The following is a 12,175-nucleotide window of genomic DNA, read 5'->3' as shown; positions in this document are numbered from 1 at the left end:
CACTATCTTGATCAGGAAGCAGACGACGGCTGCTCGGTGACTCGCACCGGCGGAACTTTCGGGCTTGCCGGAACTTCCCCGCTCGGAACCGACGAAGGGTCGGGCACCTGCAATTCGGCCGGTACGGGAGGCGTTGTGACATTCGTCGCGCGAAGCCGAGTGGGCGATGGTACTGGAACTGGAGGGGCCAGCTGGATGCGAGGGGTGCGCTGGCCGTCCGGGGCGATCGCGGGAATCGGCGCGAGCTTTTGAATAGGCACGGGCCTGATTGTCACTGCGGCGCCGGGCGCCCGAGGGGTTGCGCGTGCAGCCAGCTTTTCCTTTTCCTTTTCGCTGAGCGCCTGATAGGCCTCCCACTTGGCCTTGCGCTCCTCAGTGGGAAGCTGCTTGACTTCTGCAAAGTTGAATCTGGCCTGGATGCGCTGTTGATTGGTGAGCGCAGCCCACTCGGTCATTCGACTATGCAGAATCTCTTGGTCTTCAGTGGATAAACGGGCGTAATTCCGCGATATCGCGAGCCACCTGCGCTTATGTGGTGCACTCAGGCCGTCCCAGAGGGGGGCCAACGGTTGCAAGGCCCGCTGCTGGCGGGCGCTGAGTTCGCGCCACAGTGGCTTGGACAAGGTCGATTTGCCCACGGGCGCCGATGCCGGTGCGTGCGGCGGCGTTGTTTCTTTTGTTTCTTTTGCTTGGGCCAAGGCCGAAATTGCTGCCAGCCCCAAGGAGCAGGCAAGCAATAGGCCGAGCCCCAGCCTGCCGAGCGCGCCCGACTCAAACGGGCTCAGCGCAGCGGATGTCTTCGCGCGTGAGAAGAGACGTGGTGGCATTCGGCAACGGACGCTCAGTGCTCCGACGACTCGGACATAGCGTCGGTAGCCTTCAGGAATTGAGCAAAACCGGGGTCGGTGTAAGCCGCCGGCGGCAGATCGTCTGTCAGCAACGCCGAGTCGATTTCCGCCAGCTCGTTCGTGCGACTGTCGTCTTGCATGACGCTGATCGCAACGAGCCCTGCCGCAAGCGCCACCAACGGAATGACCGAACCGATGCGCGTCCACCAGCCCGCGCCCAGCGTCGCCGCGCGCCCACCCGACACGGCCACCGGCGTCATCCCAAGCTGCCGTACGACCTTGCGGCGCGCGACAGCCTGAGCGCGCGCGACCCGCAGGCGCTCGCCGACCTCGTGTGACAGTTCGAGGTTGCCGGCTGAAAGTCGAGCTGCAAGCCGATGGCCAAACTGGTCCTCGGTCACGACCGAAGAGGGCGAAAGCGTGGTGTTCATAACGAAATTCCCTTGGCTTTGAGTGCTTTGCTCAGAGCATGCACGGCGCGCGAACAATGAGTCTTGACGCTGCCTTCGGAACAGCCCATGGCGGCGGCCGTTTCGGCGACGTCCATTTCTTCCCAGTAACGCATTAGAAAGGCCTCGCGTTGACGACCCGGCAAAGCGGCAATTTGTTCCTCGATTTCGTGAAAGACCTGGGCGCGCCTCGTGGTGTCCTCGGCGCTCTCGGTTTCCCGTGCATCGGTGGGCGAGACGACGTGCTCTAGAAGATCGAAATCACCGTCGTCGTCCAGAGATTCGAAGTCGCTGAGGTTGGAAAACAACGCCCGCCGGGTCTTCTGACGACGAAACCAATCGAGCGTGCAATTGGAAAGGATGCGCTGGAACAGCAGCGGCAACTCGTTGGCCGGCTTGTCGCCGTAATGCTCGGCCAGCTTCATCATGCTGTCCTGCACGATGTCGAGTGCGGCCTCCTCGTCCCGCACGTGGTAGACCGAACGCTTGAAAGCGCGGCGCTCAACGCTTTTCAGGAAATCGGAAAGTTCTTGTTCGGTGGCCAAGCGAGCTCCGGCGCGGGAAAGCGCCGTATGGGATGTTGTCTCGGGGACGGTTGCGTTTTTGCAGCCGCGGATTATGCATCCGCGCCCGTCGCCTGCCTTGCCGCGGGAGCACTCAAGGCGAATGGCATAATCCGCATTCCAAGACAAACGGCAAACGGGTCACGGTCCGGCGGTGCGACAAGTCCGCCCATGGCTTTGGCCTCAAGTTCCGACGCGGCTTCAAAAGAGCTGATGAAGGAGCACCCAAGGTTTTTCGTTCCCGAAAAAACACAAAGGTTCATCATGGAAATTTCGAAGGCGGAACTCGCTTCCGCAGCTGCCGCGACAGGCAGTCAAACGCAGGAACTCATGGGCGCCGAGGTGCTGGTCAAGGCACTGCAAGCCGAAGGCGTGAAGTATGTCTGGGGCTACCCAGGCGGCGCGGTTCTCTACATCTACGACGCTTTCTACAAGCAGGACACCATCCAGCACGTGCTGGTGCGTCACGAGCAGGCGGCGGTCCATGCTGCGGACGGCTATGCGCGCGCAACCGGGGAGGTCGGTGTGGCCCTGGTGACCTCGGGGCCGGGTCTGACCAATGCGGTGACCGGCATCGCGACGGCCTACATGGACAGCATCCCGATGGTGATCATCTCGGGCCAGGTGCCGACCGCGGCGATCGGGCTCGATGCGTTCCAGGAATGCGACACCGTCGGCATCACGCGGCCGGTCGTCAAGCACAACTTCCTCGTCAAGGATGCCAAGGATCTGGCCATGACGATGAAGAAGGCCTTCCACATCGCACGCACTGGCCGTCCCGGTCCTGTGGTGGTGGATGTGCCGAAGGACGTTTCCTTCAAGAAAACCCCGTTCACCGGCTATCCGGAGAAGGTGGAAATGCGCTCGTACAACCCGGTGCGCAAGGGGCATGGCGGGCAGATCCGCAAGGCACTTCAGCTGTTGCTGGCCGCCAAGCGTCCGTACATCTACACGGGTGGCGGGGTGTTGCTCGGCAATGCGACGAACGAATTGCGCACTCTCGTCGACATGCTCGGCTATCCGGTCACCAACACCTTGATGGGTCTGGGTGCCTATCCGGCCAGCGATCGCAAGTTCCTTGGCATGCTGGGGATGCATGGCACCATCGAGGCCAACAACGCAATGCAGAACTGCGACGTGCTGCTCGCGGTAGGCGCTCGTTTCGATGATCGCGTGATCGGCAACCCGAAGCACTTCGCGCAGAACGAACGCAAGATCATTCATATCGACATCGATCCTTCCAGCATCTCGAAGCGGGTGCGGGTGGATATCCCGATCGTGGGCGACGTGAAGGACGTGCTGACCGAACTCATTTCGATGATCAAGGAGAGCAGCACGAAGCCCGATGCCGGCGCGCTCGCCGGTTGGTGGGACACCATTGAAGGCTGGCGCAGCAAGGATTGCCTCAAGTACGACCGCGGCAACAAGGACGTCATCAAACCGCAGTACGTGGTCGAGACGCTCTGGAACATGACCAAGGACGCCGATACCTACATCACGTCCGACGTCGGCCAGCACCAGATGTGGGCGGCTCAGTACTACCGCTTCGACGAACCGCGCCGCTGGATCAATTCCGGCGGCCTGGGAACGATGGGCGTGGGCATTCCCTACGCAATGGGCATTAAGCTGGCCAAGCCGGAGTCCGAGGTGTTCTGCATCACGGGCGAGGGGTCGGTTCAGATGTGCATCCAGGAACTGTCGACCTGCCTGCAGTACAACACGCCCATCAAGATCTGCTCGCTCAATAACCGCTATCTCGGCATGGTCCGGCAGTGGCAGGAGATCGAGTACTCGGGACGCTACAGCCACAGTTACATGGATGCGCTGCCCAATTTCGTGAAGTTGGCTGAGGCCTACGGCCATGTCGGCATGCTGATCGAAAGACCGCAGGACGTCGAACCGGCGTTGCGCGAGGCGCGCAAGCTCAAGGACCGCACCGTGTTCATGGATTTCCGCACTGATCCGACCGAGAACGTCTTCCCGATGGTCAAGGCCGGGATGGGCATCACCGAAATGCTGCTGGGGTCCGAGGACCTCTAGAGAAACCTGAAGTCCCCGGTTCGCCAGGACCGGGTTTTTCGTCCAATCCTTTTCGACGAATCTATTGTCCGCCGAGCCCGCGCATTACCGTGCGTGGGGGAGGGCGGCGAAAAGAGGAAGTCTTCGCTCATGAAACACATCATTGCCGTGCTGCTCGAGAACGAGCCCGGTGCACTCTCGCGCGTCGTGGGCCTGTTTTCGGCCCGTGGCTACAACATCGAATCGCTGACCGTCGCTCCCACCGAGGACCCGAGCCTGTCCCGCATGACGATCGTCACGGCGGGCTCCGACGATGTGATCGAGCAGATCACGAAGCATCTCAACCGCCTGATCGAGGTCGTGAAGGTCGTGGACCTCACCGAAGGCGCCTATACCGAGCGTGAGCTCATGATGGTGAAGGTGCGTGCCGTCGGCAAGGAGCGCGAGGAGATGATGCGCATGGCCGAGATCTTTCGCGGCCGCATCATCGACGTGACCGACAAGAGCTACACGATCGAACTCACCGGCGACCACGGCAAGAACGATGCGTTCCTGGAAGCCATCGATCGCGGCGCGATTCTCGAAACCGTCCGCACCGGCGCCAGCGGCATTGGCCGCGGCGAGCGCATCCTGCGCGTCTGAGCAACCCATCCATATCCACCGAATCTACGAAGGAGAAATCATGAAGGTCTACTACGACAAGGACGCTGATCTCAGCCTCATCAAGGGCAAGACGGTTGCAATCATCGGCTATGGCAGCCAGGGCCATGCGCATGCTCAGAATCTGAACGACAGTGGCGTGAAGGTCGTGGTTGGGCTGCGCAAGGGCGGCGCTTCCTGGCCGAAGGTCGAGAAGGCCGGCCTGAAGGTCGCCGAGGTTGCCGACGCGGTGAAGTCGGCCGACGTCGTGATGATCCTGCTGCCCGACGAGCAGATCGCCAGCGTCTACAAGAACGACGTGGCGCCGCATATCAAGGAAGGCGCGTCGCTGGTGTTCGCGCATGGCTTCAATGTCCACTACGGCTTCGTGCAGCCGCGCGCGGATCTCGACGTCTGGATGGTCGCGCCCAAGGCGCCGGGCCACACGGTGCGCAGTACTTACACCCAAGGCGGCGGTGTGCCGCACCTGATCGCCGTGCATGCCGACAAGAGCGGCAAGGCGCGCGACCTCGCCCTCTCGTACGCCACAGCCAACGGCGGCGGCAAGGCCGGCATCATCGAAACCAATTTCCGCGAAGAGACCGAGACCGATCTGTTCGGCGAACAGGCTGTGCTGTGCGGTGGCACCGTCGAATTGATCAAGGCCGGCTTCGAAACGCTGGTCGAGGCGGGCTACGCTCCTGAAATGGCGTATTTCGAATGCCTGCACGAGCTGAAGCTCATCGTCGATCTGATCTATGAAGGCGGTATCGCCAACATGAACTACTCGATCTCGAACAACGCCGAGTACGGCGAGTACGTGACCGGGCCGCGCATCGTGACGGAAGACACCAAGAAGGTCATGAAGCAGGTCCTGAAGGACATCCAGACCGGCGAATACGCCAAGAGCTTCGTGCTGGAAAACGCAGGCGGTGCTCCGACGCTGATCAGCCGCCGGCGCCTTAATGCCGAGCATCAGATCGAAGTGGTCGGCGAGAAGCTGCGCGCGATGATGCCCTGGATCAAGAAGAACAAGCTGGTCGACCAGACCCGCAACTGATCGGACAATTTCCGACGCGAAAAGGGCCACCCTGCGCGGTGGCCCTTTTCTTTCCAGGCAAGCCGATGCCTGAACTACACTGCCCCTCGATGCGATCTACTCACCCTCTTGTTGTTGTAAATCCGGTAGCTGCCCGCCGAGCAGCCATGGGCGCGGGAGATGCTTCCCGTGCATGACGACAACGTTCCCGAAGGCGTGTTGCTTCGCAAGCGGCGCAAGGGCATCTACATCCTGCCGAATCTGTTCACGCTGGCAGCACTGTTCGGGGGCTTCTATTCGGTCGTGATGGCCATGAACGCACGCTTCGACCTGGCCGCGCTCGGCGTCTTTGCAGCGATGGTGCTCGATAGCCTGGACGGCCGTGTCGCGCGCATGACCAACACGCAAAGTGCGTTCGGCGAGCAGATGGATTCCCTGTCCGACATGGTGTCCTTCGGTGCGGCGCCCGCGCTCATCGCCTACGAATGGTCGCTCAAGGGCCTGGGGCGCTGGGGCTGGATTGCGGCTTTCGTCTATTGCGCCTGCGCGGCATTGCGCCTTGCGCGTTTCAACGTCAACACCGGCGTGGTCGACAAGCGCTGGTTTCAGGGGCTGCCTTCCCCGGCGGCTGCGGCGCTGGTGGCGGGCTTCATCTGGCTCGTGACGGAGTGGGGCAAGCGCGGCGGTGAAGTCCTCTATCTTTCCTGGAACCAGATCACCTGGATCACCTTCGGCTTCACGCTGTATGCGGGTCTGACGATGGTGACCAACGTGCCGTTCTACAGCTTCAAGGACATCCAGATGAAGCGGAGCGTGCCATTCGCCGTGATCGTGCTGATCGCCTTGGGCATCGCCGTCATCAACATCAATCCGCCGACCGTCCTGTTCGGCCTGTTCGTCGCCTACGGCCTCAGTGGCTATGTGGTCTACGGGTGGCGCAAGTCGAAAGGGCAACCCGTGAGCGTCATCAGCGTGTCGACCGATGAACCGGACGAACGCGGGCTGCACAACTAGGGTTGCCGCGAGCGGCCAGCGGTCTGTGCTACATTCCCAACCCTCATGACCAAGATTTCGCTGGCCCTACTAATCGTCCCTCACGGGCGAAGACGGTAGCGCACGCGCAATTCCCTCCTCACGGCCCGTATGCACCAGCAACGGGCCGTTTTGTTTGGGGTTGCTGGTTGACCCACCACAGCGAGAAATACCAGATGTTGAAGCAACCCAACCGCAAGTACCGCGCTACCGCGCCCATCGGTCTCAAGGATCGCACCTGGCCCGACACCGTGCTGACCCGGGCCCCCATCTGGCTGTCGACCGATCTGCGCGATGGCAATCAGGCGCTGGTGGAGCCCATGGACATCGCACGCAAGATGCGCATGTTCGAGATGCTGGTCGCGATCGGCTTCAAGGAAATCGAGGTCGGCTTTCCCTCGGCTTCGCAGGTCGAGTTCGACTTCATCCGCAAGCTGATCGAGGAAGACCGCATCCCGGACGACGTGACGATCCAGGTGCTCACGCAGGCGCGCGACCATCTGATCGAGCGCACCTTCGAGGCGCTGCAAGGCGTGCCGCGTGCGATCGTGCATCTGTACAACGCCGTGGCACCGGTGATGCGCCGCGTTGTCCTCGGGATGGATGAAGACGAGATCGTCGAACTCGCGGCCAACCATGCGCGCATGTTCAACGAACTCGCCGCCAAGCAGTCCGCAACCCGATGGACGTTCCAGTATTCGCCCGAGATGTTCTCGGGCACCGACCTCGGCTTTTCCAAGCGCGTGGTCGATGCGGTCACCGCGGTCTGGGCGCCGACGCCGGAGCGCAAGTGCATCGTCAATCTGCCTTCGACGGTCGAGCACTCGACGCCCAACATCTTCGCCGACATGATCGAGTGGATGCATCGTCATCTCGCACGCCGCGATGCGATCGTGCTGTCGGTCCATCCGCACAACGATCGCGGCACGGGCACGGCGGCCGGCGAATTCGCACTGATGGCGGGCGCCGAGCGCATCGAGGGCTGCCTGTTCGGCAACGGCGAGCGCACTGGCAACCTCGATCTGGTGAATGTCGCGCTCAATCTCTACACGCAAGGCGTGTCGCCCGAACTCGACTTCTCGAACATCGACGAGATCCGCACCGCTGTCGAGCATTGCAATCAGTTGCCAGTGCATCCGCGGCATCCCTATGTGGGCGATCTGGTCTACACGTCCTTCTCCGGCTCGCACCAGGATGCGATCAAGAAGGCCTTCGCCGCACGCAAGGAGGGCGACATCTGGGACATGCCCTACCTCCCCGTCGACCCGAAGGACCTGGGCCGCAGCTACGAGGCCGTGATCCGCGTCAACAGCCAGTCCGGTAAAGGCGGCATCGCCTATCTGCTCGAGAGCGAATACGGGCTCGAGCTGCCGCGGCGCCTGCAGATGGAGTTCAGCCAGACGGTTCAGCGCGTGATGGATGTCGCCGGCAAGGAACTCACCGCGGCGGACCTGTGGCAATTGTTCGAGCGCGAATACCGGGTCAAGGACGAACCCGGACCGCAACACCGCGTGCTCGAAGAGCAGGGCGAGGGCGCTTCTGCGTCGGTCGTGTTGCATGCGGACCTGGCGTGGGAGGGCGAAATCAGACGGATCGAAGGTCGCGGCAACGGACCGATCGATGCCTTCATTCACGCCCTCGCCAGCGCCACCGGGCATTCGATTCGCGTGATCGACTATCACCAGCACGCGATTGGCGCGGGCGCGGACGCGCAGGCTGTCGCCTACCTCGAACTGCGCGTGGACGAGAGGACGACGCTGTTCGGCGTCGGCATGGACGCCAACATCATTTCAGCGTCGCTCAAGGCCATCGTCTCGGGATTGCAGCGGGCGCGGGCGCAGGGTGCGCGCAGCGCACAATCCTTGGCTGAGCCCGCATAAGATTCTGGAGATCCACGATGGCCGACAAACTCATCATTTTCGACACCACCTTGCGCGATGGCGAGCAGTCCCCGGGCGCCTCCATGACCAAGGATGAGAAGCTGCGCATCGCGCGCTTGCTGGAGCGCCTGCGGGTCGACGTCATCGAGGCGGGCTTTCCTGCCAGCTCGAACGGCGATTTCGACGCTGTGGTGGCGATTGCCAACGCCATCAAGGATTCGACTGTGTGCGGTCTTTCGCGCGCCAACGATCGCGACATCTCGCGCGCGGCAGCGGCGCTCAAGGGCGCAGCCAACGGCCGCATCCATACCTTCATCGCGACCTCGCCGCTGCACATGGAAAAGAAGCTGCGAATGACGCCGGACGAGGTGTTCGAGCAAGCACGGCTCTCGGTGCGCTTCGCGCGCAACCTGATCGCGGATGTCGAGTTCAGTCCCGAGGACGGCTATCGCAGCGACCCGGACTTCCTGTGTCGCGTCCTCGAGGCCGTCATCCAGGAAGGTGCGACGACCATCAATGTCCCCGACACGGTGGGCTACGCCATCCCGGAGCTCTACGGCAACTTCATTCGAGACCTGCGCGAGCGCATTCCGAACAGCGACAAGGCGGTCTGGTCGGTGCATTGTCACAACGACCTGGGCATGGCCGTCGCGAACTCGCTGGCGGGCGTGAAGATCGGCGGCGCGCGGCAGGTCGAATGCACGATCAACGGGCTCGGCGAGCGCGCGGGCAACTGCTCGCTCGAGGAGATCGTGATGGCGGTGAAGACCCGCAAGGACTACTTCGGCCTGGACCTGGCCATCGATACCCGGCACATCGTGGCGGCGAGCCGCATGGTCAGCCAGACGACCGGCTTCGTGGTCCAGCCCAACAAGGCCGTGGTGGGGGCCAACGCCTTCGCGCATGCCTCGGGGATCCACCAGGATGGCGTGCTCAAGGCCCGCGACACCTACGAAATCATGCGCGCCGAAGATGTAGGCTGGAGCGCCAACAAGATCGTGCTGGGCAAGCTCAGTGGGCGCAACGCGTTCAAGCAGCGCCTGCTCGAACTCGGCGTGACAATGGAGAGCGAGGGTGACATCAATGCGGCGTTCGCGCGCTTCAAGGAACTCGCCGACCGGAAAAGTGAAATATTTGACGAAGACATCCTCGCGCTCGTCAGCGACGAGGAGTTGTCGCACGTTGCTGAGCAGTTCGGTTTTGTGTCTCTGTCGCAACACAGTGAAACCGGCGAGCGGCCTCAGGCTCGCGTTGTCTTCACCGTGCGAGGCAAGGAAGTCACGGGCGAGTCGGATGGCAACGGTCCGGTCGACGCGTCATTGAAGGCCATCGAGGCGCACGTCAAGAGCGGTGCCGAGATGGTGCTCTATTCGGTGAATGCGATCAGCGGGTCGACGGAGAGTCAGGGCGAGGTCACCGTGCGATTGCAGAATGCCGGACGGGTGGTCAATGGGGTGGGCGCCGATCCTGACATCGTGGTGGCGTCGGCCAAGGCTTACTTGAGTGCACTCAATAAGTTACAGAGCCAAGCTGAGAGAGTAGCGGCACAAGGTTAGGTTTTTGCGTGATCCTTGCTTTCGAATGAGGAAGAGGATGCAAGTAACTGATATTGCGTGTCTTTTTCGATTTCGATACACTGCGGTTTTCTTTCGTCGCCGCTGGAGAGTTTTTAATGCCTGAAGCCCGCTTCCATCGAGTTTCCAGCCAGCGGTTTCTGCCTGCTCTTCGCCTCGTCGCCGTCGCGCTTTGCGCCACGGCGTTTTTTCTGCCTGCCGCCAATGCCGCCAAGAAGGCGCCGGCTGCCAAGAAAGTCCAGATCAGCGTGGACAGCAAGCGAAAGGTGCGCACGGCCGCTGCGGTCCCGCATACCGTCGCTTCCAGGCGCAAGGGCGGCAGCGAGCGCGCCGCGCGGGAGCGGGTCGTGAGCGGTGGCCGCAACGTGGTGGCCACCATTCGCAAGAGGGGCGGCAAGACCGTAGTCGCGGTGCAGCGGCGGTCGGTGGTTCGGGTGCCGGAGGCGCCTCATCTGTCCTATGGCCAACTGGCCGGCCTGCACAGCACGGAGGACGCCCTCGATCTGAAATCCAGCGCGGCACTGGTGATCGACCAGGACACGCGCGAAGTGCTCTTCAGCAAGAATGACCATGCCGTGCTGCCGATCGCTTCGCTGACCAAGCTCATGACCGGCCTGATCGTGAGCGAGGCGCGCCTGCCCTCCGATGAACTGATCACCATTACGCAGGACGATGTTGATACGGAAAAGCGAAGCAGCTCGCGGCTGACCGTCGGCACGACCCTGCCGCGCGGTGAACTCCTGCACCTTGCACTGATGTCGAGCGAAAACCGTGCGGCGCATGCACTCGGGCGCACCTATCCGGGTGGGCTGGCCACTTTCGTGAGCGTCATGAACGCCAAGGCCAGGATGCTCGGCATGAAAGACACCCGCTACGTCGAGCCGACCGGGTTGTCGAGCCGCAACCAGTCGAGCGCCCAGGATCTGGCGTTGCTGGTCAACGCAGCCTACGCCGATGCCACCGTGCGTGAGCTGACCACGTCGCCGGAATACCAGGTGGAAGTCGGCAATCGCGTGCTCCAGTTCAACACGACGAACCGTCTCGTCAAGAACCCGGACTGGGACATCGGTGTCCAGAAGACCGGCTTCATCAACGAGGCAGGACAATGCCTCGTGATGCAGGCTCGGATCGCCGGTCGCAAGCTGATCATGGTATTCCTCGACTCTGCCGGCAAGCTGAGCCGCATTGCCGACGCCGAGCGCGTTCGGCGCTGGGTCGAAGCCAATCACACGATGGGCACGTCGGCCGCGCAGCAGAACATCGCAGCGCACATTGCGGGTTGAGGCCCTCCTGCGCTTGCGCTTGCGCTTCCAGGCGCAAAGCGCGAGGGCGGGTCAGGCCGCTGCCGGCGTGTTCACCTTGTAGCCCAGCGCACTCGAGATTTCGTTGGCCGTGGCCTGCAGTTTGGGCAGCCAGCCATCGTCCAGCCGATCCGCCGGCGCCGAAATCGACAGGCCTGCAATCAGCTTGCCCTGGTCGTCGTAGATGCCTGCCGCCATGCAGCGCACGCCGAGTTCGAGCTCCTCGTTGTCCCGTGCAATGCCGTACTGGCGCGCCTTGGACAGCTCCCGCTCCAGCGCCGGCAATTGCGTGATGCTGTTGCGTGTGTGGCCCGCTAGGCCGGTTCGTGTGGCGTAGCTGCGCACGCGCTGCGGGTCGTCGAGCGCGAGAAACAGCTTGCCGGTGGACGTGAGATGCAGCGGTGCCCGACCGCCGATGGCGCGAACCACCTGCATGCCGGAGCGTTCGCTGTAGGCGCGCTCGACGTAGATGATCTCATCGCCTTGCCGCATGCTGAGATTGACGGGCTGCTGGGTCAGCTTGTGGAGTTCGCGCATCGGCGTCATGGCGGCATCGCGCACATTGAGCCGCCCCTTGACCAGGTTGCCGAGTTCCAGCAGGCGCATGCCCAGCCGATAGCTGCCCGCTTCGGGACGGTCGACAAAACGACCGATCGCAAGATCGTTCAGGATGCGGTGGGTGGTGGAGGGGTGAAGTCCGGTCTTTTCGCTGATTTCCTTCAGCGAGATGGCCTCTTCACGCGACGCCAGCACGTCGATCAGCGAGAACATGCGCTCGATCACCTGGATGACGGGCACGGCTGGAACGTCGGATTGTGGTTTTCTCATGGG

11 protein-coding genes are annotated in these 12,175 nt (G+C 62.4%); 7 read left to right on the top strand and 4 right to left on the bottom strand.

Annotated elements, in window-relative coordinates; genetic code table 11:
* Positions 1-11: 11 nt before the first annotated feature.
* The 3 genes from E5P2_RS14480 to E5P2_RS14470 are packed head-to-tail and all read right to left on the bottom strand — an operon-like array spanning position 12 to position 1,842.
* Positions 12-827 carry a DUF3106 domain-containing protein gene (locus tag E5P2_RS14480; protein ID WP_162567834.1) on the bottom strand — a complete coding sequence of 272 codons (816 nt, stop codon included), beginning with the start codon at positions 825-827 and terminating at the stop codon, positions 12-14.
* 14 nt (positions 828-841) lie between these two features.
* The gene (locus E5P2_RS14475; RefSeq protein WP_162567833.1) at positions 842-1,279 is read right to left on the bottom strand and encodes a DUF3619 family protein; all 438 of its coding nucleotides are present in this window, start codon (positions 1,277-1,279) and stop codon (positions 842-844) included.
* The gene (locus E5P2_RS14470) at positions 1,276-1,842 is read right to left on the bottom strand and encodes an RNA polymerase sigma factor (protein ID WP_162567832.1); all 567 of its coding nucleotides are present in this window, start codon (positions 1,840-1,842) and stop codon (positions 1,276-1,278) included. Before E5P2_RS14470 ends, E5P2_RS14475 begins: the two co-directional genes overlap by 4 nt.
* Positions 1,843-2,124: 282 nt before the next feature.
* Between E5P2_RS14470 and E5P2_RS14465 the strand changes: the two genes are divergently transcribed.
* The 7 genes from E5P2_RS14465 (at position 2,125) to E5P2_RS14435 (ending at position 11,326) form a co-directional block, all read left to right on the top strand.
* Positions 2,125-3,900 carry an acetolactate synthase 3 catalytic subunit gene (locus E5P2_RS14465; protein WP_162570497.1) on the top strand — a complete coding sequence of 592 codons (1,776 nt, stop codon included), beginning with the start codon at positions 2,125-2,127 and terminating at the stop codon, positions 3,898-3,900.
* 129 nt (positions 3,901-4,029) lie between these two features.
* The gene (ilvN, locus tag E5P2_RS14460) at positions 4,030-4,521 is read left to right on the top strand and encodes an acetolactate synthase small subunit (RefSeq protein ID WP_076998466.1); all 492 of its coding nucleotides are present in this window, start codon (positions 4,030-4,032) and stop codon (positions 4,519-4,521) included.
* 40 nt (positions 4,522-4,561) lie between these two features.
* On the top strand, positions 4,562-5,578 hold the full coding sequence (gene ilvC / locus E5P2_RS14455; protein ID WP_162567831.1) for a ketol-acid reductoisomerase: 1,017 nt from the start codon (positions 4,562-4,564) through the stop codon (positions 5,576-5,578).
* A gap of 159 nt (positions 5,579-5,737) precedes the next feature.
* A complete protein-coding gene (pssA, locus tag E5P2_RS14450; RefSeq protein ID WP_162567830.1) occupies positions 5,738-6,571 on the top strand; it encodes a CDP-diacylglycerol--serine O-phosphatidyltransferase in 834 nt (277 codons plus the stop codon).
* Between the two features lie 194 nt (positions 6,572-6,765).
* Positions 6,766-8,469 (top strand): 2-isopropylmalate synthase, encoded by a 1,704-nt coding sequence (gene leuA, locus E5P2_RS14445; RefSeq protein ID WP_162567829.1) that lies wholly within the window; start codon positions 6,766-6,768, stop codon positions 8,467-8,469.
* 17 nt (positions 8,470-8,486) lie between these two features.
* Positions 8,487-10,025, top strand: coding sequence for a 2-isopropylmalate synthase (locus tag E5P2_RS14440; RefSeq protein ID WP_162567828.1), 1,539 nt, complete (start codon positions 8,487-8,489; stop codon positions 10,023-10,025).
* 116 nt (positions 10,026-10,141) lie between these two features.
* Positions 10,142-11,326: a serine hydrolase gene (locus E5P2_RS14435; protein WP_162570496.1), complete on the top strand. Its 1,185-nt coding sequence runs from the start codon at positions 10,142-10,144 to the stop codon at positions 11,324-11,326.
* Between the two features lie 51 nt (positions 11,327-11,377).
* Here E5P2_RS14435 and E5P2_RS14430 read toward each other — a convergent pair whose 3' ends face one another.
* Positions 11,378-12,172, bottom strand: coding sequence for an IclR family transcriptional regulator (locus E5P2_RS14430; protein WP_162567827.1), 795 nt, complete (start codon positions 12,170-12,172; stop codon positions 11,378-11,380).
* Between the last annotated feature and the right edge of the window lie 3 nt (positions 12,173-12,175).

This window comes from Variovorax sp. SRS16 (assembly GCF_901827165.1).
Taxonomy (GTDB): domain Bacteria; phylum Pseudomonadota; class Gammaproteobacteria; order Burkholderiales; family Burkholderiaceae_C; genus Variovorax.
This window is presented reverse-complemented; position numbering and strand designations above follow the sequence as displayed.

Coding starts and splice junctions, on each gene's coding strand:
- E5P2_RS14475 (WP_162567833.1), bottom strand. CDS start 1,279: ATGAACACCACGCTTTCGCCCTCTTCGGTCGTGACCGAGGACCAGTTT.
- E5P2_RS14430 (WP_162567827.1), bottom strand. CDS start 12,172: ATGAGAAAACCACAATCCGACGTTCCAGCCGTGCCCGTCATCCAGGTG.
- ilvC (WP_162567831.1), top strand. CDS start 4,562: ATGAAGGTCTACTACGACAAGGACGCTGATCTCAGCCTCATCAAGGGC.
- ilvN (WP_076998466.1), top strand. CDS start 4,030: ATGAAACACATCATTGCCGTGCTGCTCGAGAACGAGCCCGGTGCACTC.
- E5P2_RS14465 (WP_162570497.1), top strand. CDS start 2,125: ATGGAAATTTCGAAGGCGGAACTCGCTTCCGCAGCTGCCGCGACAGGC.
- E5P2_RS14440 (WP_162567828.1), top strand. CDS start 8,487: ATGGCCGACAAACTCATCATTTTCGACACCACCTTGCGCGATGGCGAG.
- E5P2_RS14435 (WP_162570496.1), top strand. CDS start 10,142: ATGCCTGAAGCCCGCTTCCATCGAGTTTCCAGCCAGCGGTTTCTGCCT.
- leuA (WP_162567829.1), top strand. CDS start 6,766: ATGTTGAAGCAACCCAACCGCAAGTACCGCGCTACCGCGCCCATCGGT.
- pssA (WP_162567830.1), top strand. CDS start 5,738: ATGCTTCCCGTGCATGACGACAACGTTCCCGAAGGCGTGTTGCTTCGC.
- E5P2_RS14480 (WP_162567834.1), bottom strand. CDS start 827: ATGCCACCACGTCTCTTCTCACGCGCGAAGACATCCGCTGCGCTGAGC.